A 23,922-nucleotide genomic window follows, 5' to 3' on the forward strand; every position below is an offset into this window, starting at 1 on the left:
ACAAATTAAAATAAGTTTTATCTTTGTGGGAATGAGGAATATTGTTTTTGGATTTCTGGTAGTTTTCGTTGCCTTTCTAAGTTGTAGAACTGGTGATGATGAAGATTTGCAGAAAATTGATCAGATTATCAATCTTTATATGAAAAATGGGGCAGGGCGTGATTTATTCCATAAAAAGAAAGATACGGCCTATTTCACCTATTCCATGAATGATGTGAATGGTAATGCCGATTTGGCGCCGGTAAGCAGTTTGCTTAAGGCTACTGCAGATTCCACGTTATTTATAGAATATATCGCAGGAGCAAAAAGAGTAGGGCTGGACACGATTGATCCCAACAATAAAACCTATCATTCGGTCATTGCGCTTTCATTGATAAAAAGATTGAATAATACCGTTCAGGACACCATTCGGGATACTCTTGAAATTCAATACCGATGGACTCCCTCCGTTTTTGAAGTCTCGAAAATATATTATAATGATACTTTGAGGTTTACAAAAACACCTGGAGCTTCAAACGTAGTTACTATCGTAAAATAATTTTTTAAATTTGCAAAACTGTTGACATTTTTTGATGCTCAACATTCTAATAACTAACATCTAAATAAAATGTTACAAGTCAATTTTTTGCGCGACAATAAAGAGCGCGTTTTAGAGGGTCTTAAAAAAAGACAATTCAAAAATCTTGAGTTGGTAGACGAGGCTATTGCTACTGACGACGAAAGAAAAAAAATTCAGTTTGAATTAGATTCCCAACTTTCCGAAATCAACAAAATATCCAAAGAAATCGGACTTTTGATGAAAGAAGGAAAAAAAGAAGAAGCTGAATCTGCAAAATCTAAAACATCGCAATTTAAAGAGTCGAGTAAAGAATTACAATCTCAATTAGATGTAAAAGAAAAGGATTTAATCAACATCCTGTATCAGCTTCCGAATATCCCGAATGAGTTGGTAAAAAGTGGCGCATCTGCAGATGATAACGAAATTATTTACCAGTCTCACGACGTAGAAGGTCTTGGTGAAGGAGCAATTCCTCACTGGGAGCTGGCAAAAAAATACAACCTTATCGATTTTGAATTGGGTGTAAAAATTGCCGGAGCCGGTTTCCCTGTGTATTTGGGTAAAGGAGCGAGATTGCAGAGAGCTTTGGTTCAGTATTTTCTGGACAAAAATGTTGAGAAAGGGTATATGGAAGTTAATCCTCCTCACGTAGTAAACGAAGCTTCAGGCTACGGAACAGGGCAATTGCCGGATAAAGAAGGGCAGATGTATTATATTCAGGCGGATGATCTATATTTAATTCCGACTGCAGAAGTTCCGGTAACGAATCTGTATCGTGATGTTTTATTTGACGAGAAAGATTTGCCTATTAAAAATACAGCATTTTCTCAATGTTACAGAAGAGAAGCGGGAAGTTACGGAGCACACGTAAGAGGTTTGAACCGTCTTCACCAATTCGAAAAAGTGGAAATTGTAAGAATTGAAAAACCTGAAAATTCTTACGCTGTTTTGGAAGAAATGGTGGAACATATTAAAGAAATTTTATCCGATCTTGAGCTTCCTTACAGAGTATTGAGACTTTGCGGCGGAGATACGGGTTTTGCTTCTGCAATGACGTATGATTTTGAGGTGTGGAGTGCTGCACAGGAAAAATGGCTGGAAGTAAGTTCTGTTTCTAATTTTGAAACCTTCCAGGCCAACAGATTAAAATGCCGTTACAAAGCAGACGGAAAATCTCAGCTGGTACATACTTTGAATGGTTCTGCAATGGCTTTGCCGAGAATTATGGCAGCGTTGCTTGAAAACAATCAGACGGAGGAAGGAATTAAGCTTCCGAAGAAGATTGCGGAGTATGCGAGGTTTGATTTGATTAATTAAAATTCAAATATTTGATTTAAATAAAAACCCATCGAAATTTTCGGTGGGTTTGTTTATGCGATTATATTTAATATTCTAAAGAATTTAACATAAAGCTTGTCATTCCGTAGGAATCTAAACTCTTTGTTTTAATATATTACTCCGTTACAATAACGATTTTCTTGTCCATGTTTTTCAAAGGTTTTTTGTCCTTCTCTTCACCGAATAGATAATCAAGATCATAGTTTATTTTTACCGAGTAATCATCCGCTTTGGTGATCCAGTCGTGTTTTCCGGAGATGGATTTTATTTTGTTTTCGAATTTTAAAGTAGTTCCGATTTTTTTGTACATCATTTTCAGCGTACCCATCGACATTTCTGCTTTTTCATCGGAAATGCCTTTGTCAGCTAAAATTTCTTTAATCCCGTTTAAACCAAGCTTTTCGGTATCGATTGTCAATGTTTTTCCGTCCCAGGAATTCATGGCCAATTGATCGATAGGAAGCTGTTCATTTTTCGATAATTTGCCTACTGCCGTATAATCCGCTTTTGTAAAATGATCCATTTTCATCGAGAATCCGGCAAGCTCATCGTTGTCGAAATTAGATTTCATAAAAACCTTTTTCATGATTCTTATCGAATCGGGATTATCGGTTTTCAACTTTCCTTCTTTCTTTTCCAATTCATAAAGGCTCGTCCACGTTCTTGGAAGTTTTTCAAGCTCTCCAAATTCTTTTTTATCAGTTTTCGCCGAGTCCGGAATCATGGATTTAAACATGGTCATCGCTTCTTTCATGTCAATATCCATCATCGTTGTAGAAGCAGAATCTTTATGATACGTCACTTCAGAATTGATGGAGCACGACTGTAAAGTAAAAAGACCGATTACAAGTAGAAATAAGATTTTTTTCATGGTGTATTATTTTTTAATTAATAAACTTGTTTAAACTTTTTTTAAACACAAAAGAAACAAAAGATCCAGATATTTATATTTAAAGTTTATCACTAAACTGAAAAGAAGAACACATAACATTTAAAAAATCTCTGATTTTTATTCTTTTGAGAGCCTTGATTATCTAACAATAATTATGCGTATAACTTTTGTGTCTTTTGTGGTTAATAAAATTAGTTTAAAACAGACTCAATGACAATTTACATTGCTGTGACTGTGAGTGCTGTGATCTCCGGGTAAATGGCATTGCCCGTTGTTGTCTTTGGATATCGTCATTGCTTCTGCTCTTGGAGAAATGTAAGGAATTCCCAGTTCCAGGCCTCTTACAATGAATAATCCTCCCAAAACGATCATCACAACCGGAATTACTTTTAAAACTTTTATTCTAAACGCCTGATTCATGAGATTTCCGGCCAGAACTACGGCAAACATGAATGGAAGTGTTCCCAATCCGAATAAAGCCATATATAAAGCTCCCTGCCCTATTCCTCCGCTTGCCAGACTTGCGGTAAGAGCCATATAAACCATTCCGCAGGGCAAAAATCCGTTTAATAATCCTGTGGTGAATCTTGAGCGGTAATCTGCTTTCTGAAGCAATCTTCCTAAGTTTGATTTAACTTTAAATAAAAACTTTGAAAAGAAAGGAATTTTTGAAGCAAAATCTTTTCCTCCAAATGAAAAAACCGCCATTACAATTAATAAAATTCCGACAGCAATGGTAAGATATTTTTGAAAACCGGCCATCTCAAAACCTTCCCCAATGATTCCTAAAATTGCTCCTAAAAGCGAATACGTGAAAATTCTCCCAAATTGATAGGTAAGATTTTGAAGGTAAAAATTGGTAGCCTGTTTTTTTGTTAATCCCATCGACAAGGCAATAGGTCCGCACATTCCGATACAGTGAAATCCGGAAGCAAAACCCAATCCGATTGCCGATACAATAAGTGCTATTTCCATATCACATCATAATCCATTCTGTAGTCTGTTTTGTCTTTGGTCCAATTTAATCTCAGGGTATAATTTCCTAGTCTTAAAACCTTGGAAGGAATTAAAAATGATTTGTTGGCCTCAAGCTGCACAGATTTTTTTATGTCTAAATTCTGGTCGTCGGTTCTGTTTAAAACAAATTTTACCGTAGTATTTGAATTGTCGTAATCTTTCGGGAAAGTGATGGTAATTCCGTTCTTGTTTTGGCTGTAAACAGGTTTTTCCTGCAACTGGTCGGCTCTTTTTTTAGCATCAATGACATCCTGGTATTTTAATTCTTCTTCATAATAATTATCCGTTACCATTTCTGAGTTCTTCTGCCCGTTCGGGAAAAGAAACAACATCGATAAAATAAAAACAATGAATGCAAATAAAGCAATTACAACACCGTGTCCCCAACTAAAGTTTTTCATTTTTCCGGATTTATTTATTTCTAAAAATTAAAATTGTAATTTAAAAGGTCCCTCAAAATACGTCTGATAAGAATCTACCAGCTTTCCTTTCATATCATATACTCCGATGGTAATATTCTGTTTCGAAAGATTCATTTCCTTTTCCGGGAAGCTGATATTGATGGTTCCTTTTGTAATTTTATCTCTTTCTACAGGAATTTTGCTTGAAGCACTGTAAATAACTTCCCCGTGTTTAGGCTCGATTACTTTGATTGTTACAAGCTTTTTCTCGTTGGTTTTATTTAAGAAAGTATAATTGTAAGTATTGGTAATTTTTCCGTCTCTTACGAAGAATGTACTTCCAGCTGGCTTAATAAACTTAGCCTCCATTTCACCTCTGTTGTAAAGAAGATATCCTAAGAATCCCACCAAAAGAACAAGAAATATAGCAAAACCTTTCATTCTGCCCGTAAACTTAAACTCAGTCTGCTTTTCAATTTCATTCTCAGAAGCGTATCTGATCAATCCTTTCGGAAGTCCCACTTTTTCCATGACTTCATCACAGGCATCGATACAAGCTGTACAGTTTACACATTCCAATTGCTGTCCGTCTCTGATGTCAATTCCCGTAGGGCAAACCACCACACACTGATGGCAGTCGATACAATCTCCTTTTCCGGCAGCTTTTCTGTCTTCTCCTTTTCTCCATTTTGCCCTGTTTTCACCTCTGTTGAAATCGTAGAAAACATTGATGGTATCTTTATCAATTAAAACTCCCTGCAATCTTCCGTACGGACAAACCAATGTACAAACCTGCTCTCTGAACCAAGCAAATACAAAATAAAATGCCGCCGTAAAGAGAATCATGATGATGAAATTGGTAGGATGTGCAAAAGGTCCTTCAGAAATGATCTTGAAAATTTCTTTATAACCCACAATATACATGAGCATAAAGTGCGTAATAATGAGTGAAATGACAAGATAAACCGTCCATTTCAGAGTTCTTTTCCAGATTTTTTCGCTGTTCCATTCCTGTCTGTCGAGCTTCATCTGTCTGTTTCTATCTCCTTCAATAAGATATTCTATTTTACGGAAAATCATTTCTAGAAAAATTGTCTGAGGACAAATCCACCCGCAGAAAATTCTACCGAAAGCAATCGTAAATACAATAATGAATATTAAGGAAGCAATAGCTCCGAGAGTAAGGATGAAAAAATCCTGCGGATAGAAAGGTTGCCCGAAAATGAAAAACTCCCTATCAATTACATTAAATAATATTAATGGGTTGCCATTGATTTTCATAAATGGCACTGTAAAATAAATAACCAGTAAAATATAGCTTACAAGGTTTCTATAGTTGGTATACTTTCCTTTTGGTTTTCTAGGATATACCCATTTCCTTTTACCGGATTGATCCATTGTCCCTATAGAATCTCTGTAAGTTTCAGGGTCCAGAACCTGTCCCTGTCCGCCGCGTACTTCTGTTTCCTCTATGTCTGACATGTTTGTAAGTATTTTAAAAAAAGAAAAACATAATTCGTTATTATTTTTTTTCTAATAACAAATTATGTTTTTTCATATGGTTTAATTTTTTATTTAAAATTATTCTTTTTCCCAATGAGCTTCAGTTCCCTGAGGAGCAGCGCCACCTTTATCCTTTGTTACAGGAGGTTGTTCTTGGTTGATGTGGTATACATACGCTGCAATTTTTTCAATTTCAGCACCAGAAACTTCTCCGTTTTTACCGAATGGTCTCATCGCCGGGTTGGTAGGTGAACCGTTCCAGTCCATGTGGAATACATTCTTAAATAATGTCTTCTCTGGTTGGTTGATCCAGTAGTTATCCGTTAGGTTCGGACCAATACCTCCACTACCGTCTTCTTTGTGGCAAGATGCACAGTTGGTTTTGAATAATTCTTTACCTTCTGCAATATTATCAGCCGAATATTTAGCTGTTTCGATCGTTACAGGAGGCTGAGTCTTCTGGTATTCTTCTATGCTTGCCAATTGTTCTTTATATTCCTGCTCATATTCGCTTAACGGGTGAGCAAAATTTGTGAAAGAAAACGCACATATATAAACAATACAAAAAGCAGTCCCAAAGTAGAATAAACCTACCCACCATTTTGGTAATTGGTTGTCCAACTCCATGATTCCATCGAAACCGTGGTCGATAAGGATATCCTTTTCTTCTGCTGCAGATTGTTTCTTGAATGCTGCATCATATAATCTCCTAAGATAAGGTACTTTTTTCTCAGCCAGATAAGCTGCTTTTTCTTCCGGAGATAATTTTTTAAACTTGTTATTCTCAATCAAATCTCCAATGGCACTGTGGATGTATGCTAAAATACCAGCGATTACTACAGTTCCCCAGAAATACGGTGATCCCAAGAAAGCATAACTTTGTACAAACAGATAATAAAAAACTATTAAAAGTCCAATTATTATTAAAATGTTTACAACAACCGGTGTTCTTTGTTTCATAATAAATTAGTTAATTTTTTAAATTAAAATCATCATCATTTTCATCATCCTGCAGAGGAGCTTCTTCTTCTTCCTTGTAATATTTTTTAGGCCTGCTAAAAACATATATTACCAGAGCAACAAAGAACAGCATAAAGAAAATCAGAGCCAAGGTCTGGTAAAAACCAGCATTGTCGGTATTGGATAATATGTCTTTAAAGTTCTGAGGTATCATGATGTGAACTTTTTAATATTTTTAGTTATTACTTGCTGTTTTGATTTCAGTTGTCTTGATATCTGTTCCTAATCTTTGTAAATAAGAGATAAGAGCTACAACTTCTTTTTTCTCCAATTCACCTTTAGGTCTCTTAGCATATTCGTCTTTCAGGTCGGCTGCTTCAGAGAAGATATCTTTTACAATTTTTGAAGCCTGATTATCAGCCCAAGAGTTTGCAGAATCTATTTGAGCTTTTGTGTAAGGTACATCGAATGCACTTTTCATAAGCTTCATTTTATCTACCATTTTAGATCTGTCAAGATTTGTAGCGATCAACCAAGGGTAACGAGGCATGATAGAACCTGCAGATGTAGATCTTGGATTGTACATGTGTTTGTAATGCCAAGAACTTGGGTTTTTACCACCTTCTCTCTGTAAATCCGGTCCTGTTCTCTTAGATCCCCAAAGGAACGGTCTGTCATATACGAATTCCCCTGCTTTAGAGTACTGTCCGTTTTTACCGTTAAATCTTACGATCTCATCTCTGAATGGTCTTACCATCTGTGAGTGACAAGCGTTACATCCTTCTCTGATATAGATATCTCTACCTTCTAATTCCAGTGGAGAATATGGTTTTACTGCTGAAATGGTAGGTACACTTTTCTTTAGAGATAGTGTAGGGATGATTTCCACCATACTACCGATTGAGATCGTCAATAAAGATAAAATACCTAGCAATACAGGAGTTCTTTCCAACCAAAGGTGAGTTCCTTCTCCTTCTTTACGTTTACCGCTGATGTTTGCCAATGCAGGAGCTTCTGCCGGTACATCCTTCTGGAATGATCCTTTTCTTACAGTGGCAATAAGGTTAACAACCATTAATAATGCTCCTGAAAGATAGAATAATCCTCCTACGAATCTCATTTTAAAGTAAGGAATAATAGCCGTTACTGTATCCAGCCAGTTTTTCCAAACTAAAGTTCCGTCCGGATTAAACTGTTTCCACATTAATCCTTGCGTGAAACCTGAAATATACATTGGTACTGCATAGAAAATGATACCCAATGTTCCTAACCAGAAATGCCAGTTAGCTAATTTTGTAGAATATAATTTAGTTCTCCACAAGATCGGGATCAGGTAATAGATAACACCGAATGCCATGAAACCATTCCATCCTAGTGCACCTAAGTGTACGTGACCAATTACCCAGTCTGTAAAGTGACCAATTTTGTTAATGTTTTTAGTTGCTAAAAGCGGACCCTCGAATGTTGCCATACCATAACAAGTAACAGCTACGACGAAGAACTTCAAAATAGGATTTTCTCTTACTTTATCCCAAGCTCCTCTTAAGGTAAGAAGCCCGTTCAGCATACCTCCCCAAGACGGTGCGATAAGCATGATAGAGAAACCTGTTCCCACTGCCTGAGCCCAAGCCGGTAAAGCTGTATACTGAAGGTGGTGAGGCCCAGCCCAGATATATACGAAGATTAATGACCAGAAGTGAATAATAGACAATTTATACGAGAATACCGGTCTGTCTGCCGCTTTTGGTAAGAAGTAATACATCAGACCAAGAACCGGAGTCGTCAATACGAATGCTACCGCATTGTGACCGTACCACCATTGTACGATGGCATCTTTTACCCCTGCATATGCTGAATATGATTTCCAGCCTGTGAATGATAATGGAACTTCTAAGTTGTTAAAGATATGAAGCATGGCTACGGCAATCCAAGTACCGATGTAGAACCAGATTGCTACATAAAGGTGTCTTACTCTTCTTTTGGCAATAGTCAGGAACATATTTGCCCCGAAAATGATCCATGAGAATGCGATCAAAATATCGATTGGCCATTCGTGCTCTGCATATTCTTTGGAAGTATTAATTCCCATAAAGAATGTAATGTAAGTCACTACAATCATGATCTGCCAAGTCCAGAAGTGGATCCAAGACAATGTATCACTATACATTCTTGTTTTTAGTAATCGTTGTAAAGAGTAATAAACTCCTACGTATACGATATTACATACGAATGCAAAGATTACAGTGGTTGTGTGCAACATTCTGATTCTTCCGAATCCAAATGCACCATGTGTGCTTATTAAACCTTTTATCCCTCCGCCTAAACTTTTAATGGTTTCATCATCGGTTCCGAATAAAAATTCCGGAAGTTCGGGGTAGAAAAGCATTAATGCCGCTGTAAGCCCGAACAAAAACCCTATGATCCCAAAAACTATGGTCGCATAAAGAAATGCCCGAACAATACTGTTGTCATAACTAAACTTTTGTGTTTCCATATCAACTATTCACTTTTTTCTTCAATTTTATTATTTTCTCCTTTTTCATTCTCGCTTTCTTTGTTGCCGTCTTCCTCTTTTTCCTTGATTTCATCGGAGTCAAAAAGGATTCTTACAGCAGGAGACTCATCGTCTTCAAACTGTCCTTTCTTGGCATTCACTATAAAAACGACCAAGAAAACAGCAGCCAAAGAAACGCTGCAAAGGATCATTAAATATAGAATATCCATCAGACAACAAAATTAACCTATTTTCGGGGTTCAAATTTAAGGAAAAATAATGACATTCATCACGAAATACGGGTTTTGGCTAATTTAAAATCAGTCTAAATAAGGGTGTTTACGCTTGTTTTTTAAAATGTTTTCTCCCCAAGATCCATGTCGAAAATGTAGTAAACGAAACTACCGTTATAGAACTTGCCGGCATGATCAAGGCAGCGAAAAGAGGATGCATGTGTCCTGTAACTGCGTAACTTAAACCAACAATATTGTAAAGAAAACTGATTATAAATGTCATTTTTACAATCGTGATCGAGCCTTTACAGACATTCAGGTATTTGTTGAGCGTTACCACTTTTTCACCATTCATGATGACATCAGAAGAAGGTGTAAAACTATTGGAATCATCAGAAATAGCGATTCCTACGTTGCTTTGTTTTAAGGCTCCGGCATCATTTAACCCGTCTCCAAGCATCGCCACCTTCAAATTCTGATCCTGAAGATTTTTAATATAATTCAGTTTATCCTCCGGACTCTGGTTGAAAGCCATTCCCTGGTAATTCGGGATTAATTCTTTCAATTGATTTTCCTCCGAAGAATTGTCTCCGCTCAGGATGAAAACTTTATAATTTGTCAGTTTTTTGAAAAGGTCTTTCAGGTTTTGGCGATATTCGTTTTTAAAGATAAATTTACCGATAAACTCAGCATTTTTGCTGATATAAACGGCCGTTTCCAGGTTTTTGGATTCCTGATTATTGTATTTTGCCGAACCAATTTTATAAAGATTTCCTCTCACTTCCCCTTGATATCCTTTTCCTGAGATTTCCTGAAAATTTTCAACCGGGAAATAATCATCTTTTACATCAATAAATTCATATAAAGATTTGGAAAGCGGGTGGTTGGAGTTCTTTAATAATGTTTTAATATTCAGTAAATCAAACTCTTTTATTTCGGAGCCTTCATATTTGATGTTTGATTTTTTTCTGTGAGTGATGGTTCCTGTTTTGTCGAAAACAATGGTGTTTAATTTTGCAATTTTCTCGATCGTTAAAGTATCTTTTACATAAAACTTATTTCGACCTAAAATCCTCATAATGTGTCCGAAAGTAAACGGCGCAGACAACGCAAGTGCACAAGGACAGGCAATGATCAGGATCGCAGACACAACCTGGAACATTTTTTCCAAATCGACTGTCGCCCAATAAATTCCGGAGAGTAATGCAATGCCTAAAATAATGAATGTGAAATATTTACTGATGGTATTGGTCAGTGTGTCAAGTCCTGTTTCATGTTTTTTGAAGGCTTCTTTGTTCCAAAGTTGGGTTAGGTAACTTTGATCCACATTTTTAATAACTTCCAGCTCCAAAGATGAACCTACCTGTTTTCCTCCCGCAAAAATTTTATCTCCCGGCTGTTTGCTGATGCTTTCGCTTTCACCGGTGATAAAGCTGTTATCTATATTTCCTTCACCATTAATCAATATCGCATCTACAGGGATAATTTCTTGATTTCTAACGAGAATTCTGTCTCCAACTTTTACATCAGAAAGCAATATATTCTCTTGTTTTCCTTCAAAATCAACTTTTGTCACAGCGATCGGATAGAAAGACTTATAATCTCTGTCGTATGAAAGGGCATTGTATGTTCTTTTCTGGAAAATTTTACCCAAAAGCATAAAGAATAACAAGCCGCAAAGGGTGTCGAAATAACCTGGACCATAATCTGTTACGACTTCGTAGATACTTCTGCCGTAAAGAACCAGAATTCCTAACACGATCGGAACATCGATATTCACGATTTTGTTTTTTAAGCCATACCAAGCTGATTTATAATAGTCTGAAGCAGAATAAAATACAACCGGAGTTGCCAGCAGGAACATTAAGGTTCTGAAAAGACCTTTGTAATGCTCCATCCAATAGTCTTCACCACCTATGTATTCCGGGAAAGTAAGGAACATTCCGTTACCAAAAGCGAAGGCTGCAATGGCGAATTTTATCAATAAAGATTTGTCAAGATTTTCGACATTTTTATCGGCTGTTTCAAGGCTGATGACTGGTTTGTATCCTAAATTCGTTAAAAAATTAGCTAATTCGCTTAATTTTAAATCGTTATGGCTGAAGGAGATCTGTAAGGTCTTTCTTGTGAAATTAACCTGGGAATATTTAATATTTTTATTTAAAGTATGTAAGCTTTCCAATAGCCAAATACAAGAAGAACAGTGAATTACAGGAATTTTGAAAGTAACAAGACTGGTGTTTCCTTCGGAGAAATCGGTCACCTTTTCAAAGATCTCGGGAGTATCCAAATAGTCAAACTGAGTGGTATTTTCATCGCTCGGACGGATTCCCGCTCTTTTATTTAATTCATAAAAATTAGTTAAGTTGTTGATATTCAGTATTTCGTAGACAGACTTGCAGCCGTTGCAGCAGAAAGTCTTTTCGTCAAATAGAATTCGTTCCTTTTCTATCCCTTGACCACAATGAAAACAGTTCTCGCTCACCTCCATAAATTATTGAACTACAAAATTATAACAAATTTTTTTGTTTATCGAGTTAAAAAGTTCTATTTTTGTGATAAATGTCATATAAAATGTCGCAGGAACAACAGATTGCAATTGAAGAGAGGTTCGCCAGAGTTTTTAATGATAAATCATTTAAGGAAAGACTTTCTAGTGCAGATTTTGAGAAATATATCAACGGAAAAAAGAAACTGAGTTTTCAGAAGCACGATACCATTTTCGAGGACGGGGAAACTCCAAAAGGAGTGTACGTTTTGGAAAAAGGTGCGGCTAAGCTGTCAAAATCAGGAGCATTCGGAAAAGATCAGATTTTAAGATTTATCAAAGAAGGCGATATCATCGGCTATCGTTCTTTGCTTTGCGGAGAAAATTTCCAGGCAAAAGCGGAGGCTATGACAGACATCGAGGCAACGTTTTTACCCGCAGATGTTTTCATGTATCTTCTGGAAGTTGATCCACAGCTTTCTTTTGTGATGCTTCAGAAAATTTCTTACGAATTGGGAGAATCTTCCAATACGATCACTTTCCTTGCCCAGAAAACGGTAAGAGAAAGATTGGCAGAAATTTTATTGCTGTTGGAACAAAAACTTGGTGTTGATCCTGAAGGCTTCATCAAAATTTCTTTAACGAGAGAAGAAATCGCCAACATCATCGGAACGGCTACAGAAAGTGCAATTCGTCTGATTTCTGAATTCAAAGGGGATAATCTCATTGAAGTAGACGGACGAAATATCAAAATTCTCAACCACGACAAATTAATGAAACTAGGTCACGTAGTTTTATAAAAATCATACAAACTTGAAGTCGGCCCAGCGCCGACTTTTTAACTTTTAAAAAATAGATACATTATGTCTGTTCACTCTGAAATTAAAAAAGTTACGACTGAAACCTTGCGAAAAATGAAATTCGACAAGGAAAAAATAACGATGCTTACAGCATATGATTTTACCACTGCGAAAATGGTAGATGCGGGAGGAATTGATGCTATTCTGATCGGAGATTCTGCAGCGAACGTAATGGCCGGTTTTGAAACGACACTGCCAATTACTTTGGATCAGATGATCTATCATGCTCAAAGTGTTGCCAGAGGAACCGACAGAGCTTTGGTAGTAGCCGATCTTCCTTTCGGAACATACCAGAGTAATCCTGAAAAAGCACTGGAATCTGCAGTAAGAATGATGAAAGAAGGGGGCGCTCATGCCGTAAAAATAGAAGGCGGAAAAGAGATTTCAAAATCAATTAAAAAAATAATCAATGCAGGAATTCCTGTGATGGGACATTTGGGATTAACTCCACAATCTATCTACAAATTCGGAACCTATAAAGTAAGGGCTAAAGAAGAAGCGGAAGCCGAAAAATTAATTGCTGATGCTCAGTTGTTGGAAGAATTGGGATGTTTTTCAGTTGTTTTGGAGAAAATTCCAGCAGATTTGGCTAAAAAAGTTACAGAATCGATCTCTATCCCGACCATCGGAATCGGGGCGGGAGCTCATTGCGACGGACAGGTTCTAGTATATCACGATATGGTTGGAATGAACAAAGGTTTCAGCCCAAAATTTTTAAGAAGATATTTAGATCTTTACACAGAAATCACAGGAGCAGTTGCTCAGTACGTGAAAGATGTGAAAGATGTGAGTTTCCCGAACGAAAACGAAAGTTATTAATTAAACTAAATGAAAAATCAACAATCTATACAAGGAATTTTATCTATCATAGCGCTGCTTTGTCTTGCGGCGGGATGGTTCAATTTCTTTTCTCCTGAAATCAATAATTTACTTTCCCGAAAAGTTTTTTACATTTTAATCGGGATAAGTTTCTTTTTACAGGCACCTATGCTTACGAACAAAAATTTCATGTATGCGATGTACGCTGCTGCTGCTGTTTGTGTGATCGGAGCTTTTATGCCGGAGGATTCGAAACTTTCAGGACTTAAAACTATAGGTCTTTTGGCGGGGATCATCCTTTCTTTTACCAACAGACCAACTTATCGACAATAATGTATGGAGGAGCAGATTGTTTATGAAGACAACCATCTTTTGGTCATCAATAAAAAAGTCGGACAGCTTGTACAGGGCGATAAAACCGGCGATGAATCTTTATTAGAATCAATCAAGAATTTCATAAAAAAAAGAGATGACAAGCCGGGAAATGTTTTTCTCGGTTTGGTTCATCGCATCGACAGGCCAACTTCCGGTTTGGTGATTTATGCTAAAACTTCGAAGGCTTTATCACGTTTGACTCAAATGGTAAAAAACCGTGAGATCAAGAAAACATATTGGGCAGTTGTAGCAAAGGAAATGATTCCTCAAACCCAGCGATTGGTTCATTATTTAAAGAAAAACGAAAAAAATAATAAGGCCATTGTTTTCCCAAAAGCTACGGAAGGGGCGAAAGAAGCAATTTTAACGTATCATATTATTAAAAATTTAGATAATTATCTTTTGCTCGAAGTTGATCTGGAAACCGGAAGGCATCACCAGATCAGAGCTCAGTTATCAAAAATAGGAACTCCGATTAAAGGGGATCTAAAATACGGTTCACCCCGTTCCAATCCGGATGGAGGGATTAATCTTCACGCCAGAAAACTGGAATTTATTCATCCCGTTACCAAAGAAAATATTGAAATCACAGCTCCGGTTCCGCAGAATGATGCGGTTTGGCGGGCTTGTGAGGAGTAATTTGATTATAGAAAGGAAGTTAGAAGATGGAAGCTGGAGGTAATTCGGTTTCCATTTTATAATTATAAATTTTAAATATTTTCAAACTTCCATCCTCCATCTTCCCACTTCCATCTTCATCAAAAAATTTTGCCCATTTCAAAAAAATGTCTACCTTCGTCCTGACTTTAGGGGTGTCTGTTGACAAACAGGCTGAGATTTTACCCTTTGAACCTGATTTCTAGATCATACTAGCGTAGGGAAAAGTGAGATGACTTTTGCTGTACATTCCATTGTACAATGATGGGCATTCCTAAAGTATATTTAAAAATTTAGGAATGGAGCTCACAATTAATCACACAATCAGAACATTTGATGTACTTCCCGAAACTCTGGAAGCATTAATGGCTATTGAAATACCCCAAAAACGAAAAGGTATCGCGGTAGCCCTCAACAATCGCATTATTCCGCAGTCATTCTGGGCGGAAACATTTCTCAACGACAAAGATTCAATTTTAATTATCACTGCCACTCAGGGCGGTTAATTCTCATAAAAAACCAATCATTTTATGGCTCACAACATCACACGTTCGCCGTTTCCGAACTCAAAAAAAATCTACGTTGAAGGAAAAATTCACCCGATCAATGTAGCGATGCGCGAAATACAGCTAAGTCCGACAAAATTGTCCAACGGAACTTTAGAGGAAAACCTGCCAGTCACGATTTACGATACATCAGGACCTTACACCGACGAAAATTCAGATATTAATATCGAAAAAGGCCTTCCGAGAATCCGAGAACAATGGATTTTGGATAGAAATGATGTAGAAATTCTCGACGGAATTACATCCGAATACGGAAAAACCCGTCTTGCCGATTCAAAACTGGATGAACTGCGGTTTTCTTACAATCACAAACCAAAAGTTGCTAAAGAAGGACAAGAAGTTACCCAATTGTACTACGCAAAACAGGGCATCATCACGCCTGAAATGGAATATATTGCCATCAGAGAAAATCAAAGAATCGAGCAGCTTGATTCTGTTTCAAAAGAAATGGCTTTTCAACATCCAGGAAATAGTTTTGGAGCAAAAACTCCAAAAAGCAAAATCACACCGGAATTTGTAAGAGATGAAATTGCGGCCGGAAGAGCAATCATCCCCAACAACATCAATCACCCCGAAAGTGAGCCGATGATTATCGGACGAAACTTCTTGGTTAAAATTAATGCCAACATTGGAAACAGTGCCATTTCATCAAGTATTGAAGAAGAAGTTGAAAAAACAGTCTGGGCTTGCAGATGGGGAGCAGACACAATTATGGATCTGTCGACCGGAAAAAATATCCACGAAACCAGAGAATGGATCATCAGAAACAGTCCGGTTCCGATCGGGACTGTTCCTATTTACCAGGCGTTGGAAAAAGTAAAGGGGGTTGCAGAAGATTTAACTTGGGAAATTTTTAAAGATACCTTAATCGAACAGGCAGAACAGGGAGTTTCTTACTTCACCATTCACGCCGGCGTTTTGTTGAGATATATTCATCTGACGGCAAAACGTGTGACAGGAATTGTTTCCAGAGGCGGTTCTATCATGGCAAAATGGTGTCTTTTTCATCATAAAGAAAACTTTTTGTACACACACTTCGAGGAAATCTGTGAGATCATGAAAAAATATGACGTTGCCTTTTCTTTGGGTGACGGTCTTCGTCCGGGTTCAATTGCCGATGCCAATGATGAAGCACAGTTTGCAGAATTAGAAACTTTAGGTGAGTTGACAAAAATTGCATGGAAACACAATGTTCAGGTAATGATTGAAGGTCCCGGTCACGTTCCGATGCACATGATCAAAGAAAATATGGAGAAGCAACTGGAAGTATGTGACGAAGCGCCATTTTACACATTAGGTCCTTTGACGACGGATATTGCACCGGGTTACGACCACATCACTTCAGGAATTGGAGCCGCGATGATTGGCTGGTTTGGTTGCGCGATGTTGTGTTATGTAACACCGAAAGAACATTTGGGGCTTCCAAATAAGGAAGACGTAAAAGTTGGAGTTATTACCTATAAATTGGCTGCTCATGCCGCCGATTTAGCAAAAGGTCATCCCGGAGCGCAGTACAGAGACAATGCTTTGAGTAAGGCTAGATTCGAATTCCGATGGGAAGACCAGTTCAATCTTTCTCTGGATCCGGAAACAGCACGATCGTATCACGATGAAACACTTCCTGCGGACGGAGCGAAGATTGCTCATTTCTGTTCGATGTGCGGACCAAAATTCTGTTCAATGAAAATTACACAGGAAATCCGTGAATCTGCAGAAAAAGGAATGTTCGACAAATCACAGGAATTCATCGAAAAAGGGAAAGAAATTTATATATGATCATCGTAATCACTCCTGAAGAAATGATGAAGAACGAAACTGAATTGATTAATGAATTATTTCAGGAAGGTTTGAATTTGCTTCATATCAGAAAACCTTTCATTAATTCAGAAGAAATGGCGGATTTTATTCAAAAGATAGATTCTGAGTTTCATCATCAATTGGTTTTGCACAGTCATTATGATTTGGCGAAAGATTTTAATATCTCAAGATTTCATTTTAGAGAAATTGACAGGCAAAATGATTTATATAAATCTTTTGCTGATAAAACGATTTCAACGTCCGTTCATGATATTGAAACTTTTAATGAATTGAATGAAGATTGGGAATATGCTTTTATCAGTCCGGTTTTTCCGAGTATTTCTAAAAAAGGATATGGAGAAAATTCAACAATTTTGAATGATATTAAAAAACGAACTCATTCAAATGTAAAATTGATGGCTTTGGGAGGAATTAATGAAAATAATATTCATGAAGTTTTCAACAATGGAGTAGACGGAGTGGCTTTATTAGGCGCCATCTGGGAAAGTGATGAACCTTTAAATGTTTTTAAAAAATGCAGACAGAACGCCCTTTCGTAATGAGTATTGCCGGCTACGACCCAAGTGGTGGAGCGGGTTTATTGGCAGACATTAAGACATTTGAACAATTGAAAGTTCAAGGATTGGGAGTTTGTACGGCAATGACTTTACAGACAGAATCTGAATGTCTAAGCTTAAATTGGCAACCTTTGGAAGAAATTTTATCTGCAATTGATGTTTTAATGAAAAATTATCACCTTGAAGTCGTTAAAATAGGAGTGATAAAAGATGCTGAATTTTTAAGTGAAATTATTAAAATCATTAAAATAAATAATTCTGAAACCAAAATTGTTTGGGATCCGGTTTTGAAGAGCACTTCCGAGTTTTCTTTTTTTGATTTGAATACAATTTCTGAGCTGGAAAATGTTTTAAAACAAATTGATTTAATCACACCAAACTATAATGAATACAAAGTTTTACAAAAAAATCATCTTTTTGAAAAATCAGAAAATACATGCTCAGTTTTAATAAAAGGCGGCCATCGCGAAGATAAGCTAGGAACAGATATTTTGATTGAAAATGGAAAAGAAGTTTCAATTTATCCCACTGATGAAACTTCTGTTTATTATCCAAAACACGGTTCGGGTTGTGTGCTTTCTTCGGCTATTGCGAGTTATTTAGCTTTAGGAAAAAATGTGGAAGAAGCTTGCCGAAACGGAAAATTATACATCGAAAAATTTTTAACAAGCAATTCTATTTTATTAGGATTTCACCATTAAAACTTTGTGGTCTTTGTAAACTTAAAAACAGTTAGTAGTAAAAAAAAATCTTAGAGCCCTTTGCATTAAAAAAGAAATAAAAAATGGAAAAATTACAGTACATCTCTCAAGGCTTCACCATAGAAGATCAGGAACTCAATATCCGAAAAGCTCTTGATCATGGGATAAAATGGATTCAGGTTCGCTGGAAAAATGCTCCCGAAAATGAATTCATCAAACTTTGTGAAATTTCAAAAAAATTATGCTCCGACAATCAGACGGTTTGTATTATTAACGATCATGTTCAGATTGCAAAAGAGATCGATGCAGACGGTGTTCATCTGGGTTTAAAAGATACTTCCATCGAAATTGCGAGACATATTTTAGGGACAAATAAAATCATCGGAGGAACGGCAAATACCATTTCAGATGTTCTTCAAAGAATGAACGAACCATGCGATTATATCGGTTTGGGACCTTTACGATTTACCTCTACCAAAGAACAATTGAGTCCGATTTTAGGTTTTGAAGGATACGAAGAAATTATTCAAAATCTAAAAGAAAGGTCATTAGAAATCCCAAAAATATTCGCGATCGGTGGAGTAGTTCTGAATGACATCGAATTACTACAGCCAATTGGGATTTACGGAGCAGCGGTTTCCGGACAGATTACGAATCAGCCTTCCATTATCAACCAATTTAAAACCGTTTTACAATGAAAAATCAACCATTAATTATAGCAGACAGAACTTTCGAATCAAGATTGTTTTTAGGAACAGGAAAATTCGGGAACCTTTCAGAAATGACCGATTCCATCATCGCTTCAGGAAGTGAAATGGTAACAATGGCATTGAAAAGAATCGACTCCCAATCTTCAGAAGATGATCTGCTGAATGCTTTAAAACCCACAAAATCTCATCTTTTACCCAATACTTCCGGAGCCAGAACAGCGAAAGAAGCCGTTTTGGCAGCGCAATTGGCAAGAGAAGCGTTGGAAACAAACTGGGTAAAACTGGAAATCCATCCAGATCCAAAATATCTATTACCCGACCCGATTGAAACATTGTATGCAACGGAAGAATTGGCAAAATTAGGATTTATCGTAATGCCCTACATTCACGCCGATCCGGTGTTGTGTAAACGTTTGGAAGACGCAGGGACAGCTGTTGTAATGCCCTTGGGAGCACCGATTGGAACGAATAAAGGCTTGAGAACGCTGGATTTTTTAGAAATCATTATCAGTCAGAGTAATGTTCCTGTTGTCGTAGATGCCGGAATTGGTGCGCCTTCCGATGCTGCAAAAGCTATGGAAATGGGTGCTGATGCGGTTTTAGTGAATACAGCAATCGCGGTTGCCAGAAATCCTGTAAATATGGCTTTGGCTTTTAAAGAAGGAGTAATTGCGGGAAGAAGAGCTTTTGAAGCGGGTTTGGGAGCAATTGCACAACATGCGGAAGCTTCAAGTCCATTGACTTCTTTTTTGTTTGATTAAACTAAATTTTATGAAGAGTTTTAAAGATTTTTTTGAAAAATATCAATGGGAAGAGGTCAGAACAAAGCTTGAAAAAGTGACGTTATCTGATGTGGAAAGCAGCCTTCAAAAAAAGAATAGAACTATAGAAGATTTCCTGAATTTTCTTTCACCTGTTGCTGCTCAGAAATTAGAGTTAATGGCGAAAATGACACAGCAGCTTACCCAAAAACGATTCGGGAAAACCATTCAGCTGTATGCACCGTTATATTTGAGCAACGAATGCCAGAATATCTGTACGTATTGTGGCTTTAGCTTAGATAATTCGATTAAAAGGAAAACCCTTTCTGATACCGAATTGATGATTGAAGCTACAGTTTTAAAATCAATGGGCGTGAATCATGTGTTGCTGGTGAGCGGAGAAGCGAATAAAACGGTCGGAATTGATTATTTTCTGAATGCCATTCGTTTGTTGAAGCCCCATTTTGCCAATATTTCCATTGAAGTACAGCCTTTGTCTGAGGAAGAATATCAACAGCTTCACGAGGCGGGAGTGAATGCCGTTTTAGTATACCAGGAAACGTATCATCAGGAAGTTTACAAAGAATATCATCCGAAAGGCAAGAAATCAAATTTCAATTTTCGTCTGGAAACACCCGACAGAATCGGAAAAGCGGGAATTCATAAAATGGGATTGGGTGTTTTGCTAGGGTTGGAAGATTGGCGTGTTGACAGTTTTTTCAATGCACTTCACATCGATTATCTTCAGAAGCAATATTGGAAGAGCAAATTTTCTGTTTCATTTCCGAGACTTCGGCCAGCGGAGGGAATTATCGAACCTAATTTTATCATGTCAGACAAAGATTTATTGCAATTAATCTGTGCCTACAGAATTTGGAATGAAGATCTGGAAATTTCGATTTCCACAAGAGAAAATGAAAAATTTAGAGACAATATTATTTCACTAGGAGCGACGGCGATGAGTGCGGCTTCGAAAACCAATCCCGGTGGTTATGCGGTTGACAAAGAGTCTTTGGAACAATTTGAAACCAGCGATGAGAGAAGCATGGATGAAATTAAAAATATCATTAAAAAAGCAGGTTACGATCCGATAATGAAGGATTGGGATGCAGTTTACAGTGGAATTTAAAAAATTGAAAACTATTTTAAACGCAAAATTGCAAAGACTTAAAAATTGCTATCAATTGCTGAATGAAATGCCCTTGCGAACGAAAAATATTCTGTATAATTTTAAAATTACCTTGTGTTAAAAACAATTTAACAACAAATTATTAATGAAAAACGAAGACATTTTTGCACGATATAGCCGACAGATTTTCATTGAAGAAATAGGTTTGGAAGGTCAAAGAAAAATAATGAACTCAAAAGTTCTTGTGATCGGAGCGGGTGGATTGGGAAGTCCTGTGATTCAATATTTAGCGGCGGCTGGAGTTGGGACATTAGGTGTTGTGGATTTTGATGAGGTTGAATTGCACAACTTAAACCGACAAATTATTCATAATGAAAATTCTATCGGGAAATTGAAGGTAAAAAGTGCCGGAGAATTTGTAAAAAACCTTAATCATCAGGTAAAGTATATTGGAATTGATCAAAAAATTGATGACTCCAATGCAGAAGAAATCATTTCACAATTTGATATTATTATTGACGGGTCTGACAATTTTAAAACAAGATACTTGATTAATGACACTTGCATAAAATTAAAAAAGCCATTGATTTACGGAAGTATTCTGGGATTTTCCGGACAGGTCGCGGTTTTTAATTATAAAGGAAGTAAAAATTTAAGGGATATTTTCTCTGAACCACCTTTTGATGAAAACCTTCCCGACTGTGACAGCCTTGGTGTGTTGGGAGCTTTGCCGGGAATTGTGGGAAGTATGATGGCCAACCTGACTTTAAAGATGATCACCGATTTGCCATTGAATATAAATCAGTTAACCTTAATTGATACTTTAAACTGGACATTTCAGACGATAGACTTTTAAATTTATTTTTTTAACATAAAAGAACATTTCTATTTTTTGTGGTACCTAAAAAAGAATAATATTTTGTTTTGGCTAATAAATTAAGAGTTTTGTTTTGAATTTGTTAATTATTTTGGGTAATGTTTGTTTTAAATGTATATTTAAGATAAATTTTTAATCCATATCCCATGAAACATTTTTACACGTTTCTTTCGCTTCAGGCGAAAGGAAAAAATCTCTTTAGGCGTACTGCAGCTGGTTTGGCCTTATTATTAGGGGCCAGTACTTTCGTAAATGCACAGGTAAGTACCTATAGTTTTTCACAATCTACGGGGAGCTTTACGGGAATTGGCGGAACAATTTTAGATACGGCGACAGGAAACACTTCCACAACCAATCTGAACAGCAGTGTGTATGCAGTGACATTGCCTTTTAATTTTACCTTTAATGGTACTTCTTACAGTTCAATGAATGTGTCTACCAATGGTTTTGTGACTTTCGGATCTACCGCACCGTCTACCACAAATACAACCCCGATTTCCAATACGGCAGCTTATGAAGGAGCTATTGCAGCATTCGGAAGAGATATCAGCAGTATGTTTGATATCAATGCTACAACTGGAAGCATCACTTGGGAAACGATAGGTACGGCTCCCAATCGTGAAGTGATTGTTCAATGGAAAAATTTCCGTCCCAACAACAGCACTTCTACTACATCTGCGTATGCATTTTCGTTCCAGATCAGGCTTCATGAAACATCTAATGTTATCAATACAGTCTATGAAACGGGTTCTTATATAGTCGGAAATACAAGTATTTCAGGAACAGCCCAGATCGGACTGAGAGGAACTTCCAATGCAGATTATAACAACAGGCTTAATGCCACAACACTGGAATTTATAAATTCTACGGCAGGTACAGCGAACACCAGTTCACAGAATTTTAATACCGTAAATGCCACTCCGGGAATGCCGTCCTCAGGATTAACTTACACTTGGACACCTCCAACGTGCTGGGTTCCGCAGGCGATAACAGTTACATCAACAACTACAAGTACTGCAGCGATCACCTGGACGGCTCCAAGCTCTGCTCCATCTAGTTATGATATTTATTACAGTACTTCATCTACACCGCCGACATCTTCTACGCCGCCGACAATACCTAATGTTACGGGAACATCAGCAACATTAACAGCATTGGCTCCGGCAACGACCTATTATGTTTGGGTAAGATCAAACTGTGGTGCAGGAGATACTAGTGTTTGGTCTTTACAGTCGGTTCAGTTTACAACGGCTTGTCAACCGCCTGTCATATCATCTACTACACCGGCTACCGTTTGTCCGGGAAGTTCAGCGACATTGTCTGCAATGACAACGGATCCGACCGCTATCCTGACTTGGTATGATGCAAGCACGGGTGGAAATGTGGTAGGAGCAGGATCAACGTTTACAACACCTGCGTTGTCTGCAACGACACCATATTATGTTTCTGCAAGTAACGGAACTTCAATGTTTGTAGGGCCGCAAAACCCGAATTCATTAACGGCTCCGGCTACTACAGGAGCTATTACGACGTATTATATTCAGTTTGAAGTAACAAATCAGGCGGTAACTTTGGTTTCTACCGATGTATTTCCGGCTTCGGCAGGACAAAGCACCACACTGGAAATTTTACAGGGGCCGACGACTTTTAATGTTATTAATACAATTCCTTTTACTTCGACCATTGCAAGTGACGGAACGACTCCGCAAACGGTTCCTATTAATATGCTGCTGACTCCGGGAACGTACAGAATGAGAATTTCCGGTGGAAACTATTACAGAAACTATCAGAGTAATGCGGTTTTCCCATATTCGATTCCTAATTTCAGCATTACAACGGGATCTAATGTAGCTTCGAATTCTTATTATTTTATGTATAATCTGAAAGTAAACTCCGGATGTGAATCTGCAAGAACTGCGGTAACGGCAACAGTAGATGTTAATTGTTTATCTACTTCCGAAGTGAAAGCTAAAGATATGATGAAAATATATCCGAATCCTTTTACAGATGTCATTCATATCGACAGACCTGAAATGGTAAAATCGATACAGGTGACCGATGCTTCCGGAAAATTAATTAAAAATAATATGCTTCCGGAATCTGTTATTAAGCTTAATGATCTTCCTCAAGGTTTATACATCCTGATTCTTGATATGAAAAACGGAACCAGACAATCCGTAAAAGCAATTAAGAAATAACAATAAAAA

Annotated in this window: 25 protein-coding genes and 1 riboswitch; of the genes, 15 read left to right on the plus strand and 10 right to left on the minus strand. The window is 37.2% G+C overall.

Translation table 11 applies throughout. The annotated features are described in order from the left end of the window. The first annotated feature begins 31 nt into the window (after nucleotides 1-31). Nucleotides 32-538 carry a hypothetical protein gene (locus tag BMX24_RS15925; RefSeq protein ID WP_089794433.1) on the plus strand — a complete coding sequence of 169 codons (507 nt, stop codon included), beginning with the start codon at nucleotides 32-34 and terminating at the stop codon, nucleotides 536-538. A 69-nt stretch (nucleotides 539-607) separates the two neighbouring features. Continuing rightward, on the plus strand, nucleotides 608-1,876 hold the full coding sequence (serS, locus tag BMX24_RS15930) for a serine--tRNA ligase (RefSeq protein WP_089794436.1): 1,269 nt from the start codon (nucleotides 608-610) through the stop codon (nucleotides 1,874-1,876). A gap of 136 nt (nucleotides 1,877-2,012) precedes the next feature. Here serS and BMX24_RS15935 read toward each other — a convergent pair whose 3' ends face one another. From BMX24_RS15935 to BMX24_RS15975, 9 genes are all read right to left on the minus strand, one after another. Further along, nucleotides 2,013-2,768: a hypothetical protein gene (locus BMX24_RS15935; RefSeq protein WP_089794438.1), complete on the minus strand. Its 756-nt coding sequence runs from the start codon at nucleotides 2,766-2,768 to the stop codon at nucleotides 2,013-2,015. Between the two features lie 228 nt (nucleotides 2,769-2,996). Beyond that, a complete protein-coding gene (locus BMX24_RS15940; protein WP_089794440.1) occupies nucleotides 2,997-3,764 on the minus strand; it encodes a sulfite exporter TauE/SafE family protein in 768 nt (255 codons plus the stop codon). Beyond that, nucleotides 3,755-4,207: a FixH family protein gene (locus BMX24_RS15945; RefSeq protein WP_089794442.1), complete on the minus strand. Its 453-nt coding sequence runs from the start codon at nucleotides 4,205-4,207 to the stop codon at nucleotides 3,755-3,757. The genes BMX24_RS15940 and BMX24_RS15945 overlap by 10 nt, the downstream gene beginning before the upstream one ends. Nucleotides 4,208-4,234: 27 nt before the next feature. Next, nucleotides 4,235-5,689 (minus strand): cytochrome c oxidase accessory protein CcoG, encoded by a 1,455-nt coding sequence (gene ccoG / locus BMX24_RS15950; RefSeq protein ID WP_089794444.1) that lies wholly within the window; start codon nucleotides 5,687-5,689, stop codon nucleotides 4,235-4,237. A 99-nt stretch (nucleotides 5,690-5,788) separates the two neighbouring features. Further along, complete coding sequence (locus BMX24_RS15955) at nucleotides 5,789-6,670, minus strand: cbb3-type cytochrome c oxidase N-terminal domain-containing protein (RefSeq protein ID WP_089794446.1); 882 nt, start codon at nucleotides 6,668-6,670, stop codon at nucleotides 5,789-5,791. A gap of 10 nt (nucleotides 6,671-6,680) precedes the next feature. Beyond that, a complete protein-coding gene (locus tag BMX24_RS15960) occupies nucleotides 6,681-6,884 on the minus strand; it encodes a cbb3-type cytochrome oxidase subunit 3 (RefSeq protein ID WP_089794447.1) in 204 nt (67 codons plus the stop codon). A 21-nt stretch (nucleotides 6,885-6,905) separates the two neighbouring features. After that, complete coding sequence (ccoN, locus tag BMX24_RS15965) at nucleotides 6,906-9,164, minus strand: cytochrome-c oxidase, cbb3-type subunit I (protein ID WP_089794449.1); 2,259 nt, start codon at nucleotides 9,162-9,164, stop codon at nucleotides 6,906-6,908. A 5-nt stretch (nucleotides 9,165-9,169) separates the two neighbouring features. Beyond that, nucleotides 9,170-9,394 (minus strand): cbb3-type cytochrome oxidase assembly protein CcoS, encoded by a 225-nt coding sequence (ccoS, locus tag BMX24_RS15970; protein ID WP_089794451.1) that lies wholly within the window; start codon nucleotides 9,392-9,394, stop codon nucleotides 9,170-9,172. 109 nt (nucleotides 9,395-9,503) lie between these two features. Then, nucleotides 9,504-11,882, minus strand: a complete 2,379-nt coding sequence (locus BMX24_RS15975; protein ID WP_089794751.1) for a heavy metal translocating P-type ATPase — start codon at nucleotides 11,880-11,882, stop codon at nucleotides 9,504-9,506. A gap of 89 nt (nucleotides 11,883-11,971) precedes the next feature. Between BMX24_RS15975 and BMX24_RS15980 the strand changes: the two genes are divergently transcribed. The 4 genes from BMX24_RS15980 (at nucleotide 11,972) to BMX24_RS15995 (ending at nucleotide 14,578) form a co-directional block, all read left to right on the plus strand. Then, nucleotides 11,972-12,685, plus strand: a complete 714-nt coding sequence (locus tag BMX24_RS15980; protein WP_089794453.1) for a Crp/Fnr family transcriptional regulator — start codon at nucleotides 11,972-11,974, stop codon at nucleotides 12,683-12,685. Nucleotides 12,686-12,748: 63 nt separating this feature from the next. Next, nucleotides 12,749-13,564 (plus strand): 3-methyl-2-oxobutanoate hydroxymethyltransferase, encoded by an 816-nt coding sequence (gene panB / locus BMX24_RS15985; protein ID WP_089794455.1) that lies wholly within the window; start codon nucleotides 12,749-12,751, stop codon nucleotides 13,562-13,564. Between the two features lie 9 nt (nucleotides 13,565-13,573). Beyond that, on the plus strand, nucleotides 13,574-13,897 hold the full coding sequence (locus tag BMX24_RS15990; RefSeq protein WP_089794457.1) for a hypothetical protein: 324 nt from the start codon (nucleotides 13,574-13,576) through the stop codon (nucleotides 13,895-13,897). Between the two features lie 3 nt (nucleotides 13,898-13,900). Continuing rightward, on the plus strand, nucleotides 13,901-14,578 hold the full coding sequence (locus tag BMX24_RS15995; protein WP_089794459.1) for an RluA family pseudouridine synthase: 678 nt from the start codon (nucleotides 13,901-13,903) through the stop codon (nucleotides 14,576-14,578). Between the two features lie 19 nt (nucleotides 14,579-14,597). Here BMX24_RS15995 and BMX24_RS21240 read toward each other — a convergent pair whose 3' ends face one another. Further along, nucleotides 14,598-14,765 carry a hypothetical protein gene (locus BMX24_RS21240; protein ID WP_170835728.1) on the minus strand — a complete coding sequence of 56 codons (168 nt, stop codon included), beginning with the start codon at nucleotides 14,763-14,765 and terminating at the stop codon, nucleotides 14,598-14,600. Then, nucleotides 14,738-14,837, plus strand: a riboswitch (TPP riboswitch). It overlaps the preceding gene by 28 nt. Before the next feature lie 58 nt (nucleotides 14,838-14,895). On the opposite strand from BMX24_RS21240, the gene thiS reads away from it, so the two are divergent. The 9 genes from thiS (at nucleotide 14,896) to BMX24_RS16040 (ending at nucleotide 23,913) form a co-directional block, all read left to right on the plus strand. Then, a complete protein-coding gene (thiS, locus tag BMX24_RS16000; protein WP_089794462.1) occupies nucleotides 14,896-15,102 on the plus strand; it encodes a sulfur carrier protein ThiS in 207 nt (68 codons plus the stop codon). 24 nt (nucleotides 15,103-15,126) lie between these two features. After that, entirely contained in the window at nucleotides 15,127-16,938 is a 1,812-nt protein-coding gene (thiC, locus tag BMX24_RS16005; RefSeq protein ID WP_089794465.1) for a phosphomethylpyrimidine synthase ThiC, read from the plus strand. Beyond that, on the plus strand, nucleotides 16,935-17,519 hold the full coding sequence (locus BMX24_RS16010; protein ID WP_089794467.1) for a thiamine phosphate synthase: 585 nt from the start codon (nucleotides 16,935-16,937) through the stop codon (nucleotides 17,517-17,519). The genes thiC and BMX24_RS16010 overlap by 4 nt, the downstream gene beginning before the upstream one ends. Further along, complete coding sequence (locus BMX24_RS16015; protein ID WP_089794469.1) at nucleotides 17,495-18,238, plus strand: hydroxymethylpyrimidine/phosphomethylpyrimidine kinase; 744 nt, start codon at nucleotides 17,495-17,497, stop codon at nucleotides 18,236-18,238. Before BMX24_RS16010 ends, BMX24_RS16015 begins: the two co-directional genes overlap by 25 nt. Nucleotides 18,239-18,321: 83 nt before the next feature. Beyond that, nucleotides 18,322-18,936, plus strand: coding sequence for a thiamine phosphate synthase (locus tag BMX24_RS16020; RefSeq protein WP_089794471.1), 615 nt, complete (start codon nucleotides 18,322-18,324; stop codon nucleotides 18,934-18,936). After that, nucleotides 18,933-19,709 carry a thiazole synthase gene (locus BMX24_RS16025; RefSeq protein ID WP_089794473.1) on the plus strand — a complete coding sequence of 259 codons (777 nt, stop codon included), beginning with the start codon at nucleotides 18,933-18,935 and terminating at the stop codon, nucleotides 19,707-19,709. Before BMX24_RS16020 ends, BMX24_RS16025 begins: the two co-directional genes overlap by 4 nt. A 10-nt stretch (nucleotides 19,710-19,719) precedes the next feature. Continuing rightward, on the plus strand, nucleotides 19,720-20,838 hold the full coding sequence (thiH, locus tag BMX24_RS16030) for a 2-iminoacetate synthase ThiH (protein ID WP_089794475.1): 1,119 nt from the start codon (nucleotides 19,720-19,722) through the stop codon (nucleotides 20,836-20,838). Between the two features lie 145 nt (nucleotides 20,839-20,983). Then, nucleotides 20,984-21,694 carry a HesA/MoeB/ThiF family protein gene (locus tag BMX24_RS16035; RefSeq protein ID WP_089794477.1) on the plus strand — a complete coding sequence of 237 codons (711 nt, stop codon included), beginning with the start codon at nucleotides 20,984-20,986 and terminating at the stop codon, nucleotides 21,692-21,694. Nucleotides 21,695-21,861: 167 nt separating this feature from the next. Next, entirely contained in the window at nucleotides 21,862-23,913 is a 2,052-nt protein-coding gene (locus tag BMX24_RS16040) for an Ig-like domain-containing protein (protein WP_089794478.1), read from the plus strand. Nucleotides 23,914-23,922: the final 9 nt, after the last annotated feature.

This window comes from Chryseobacterium wanjuense, assembly GCF_900111495.1.
GTDB lineage: Bacteria > Bacteroidota > Bacteroidia > Flavobacteriales > Weeksellaceae > Chryseobacterium > Chryseobacterium wanjuense.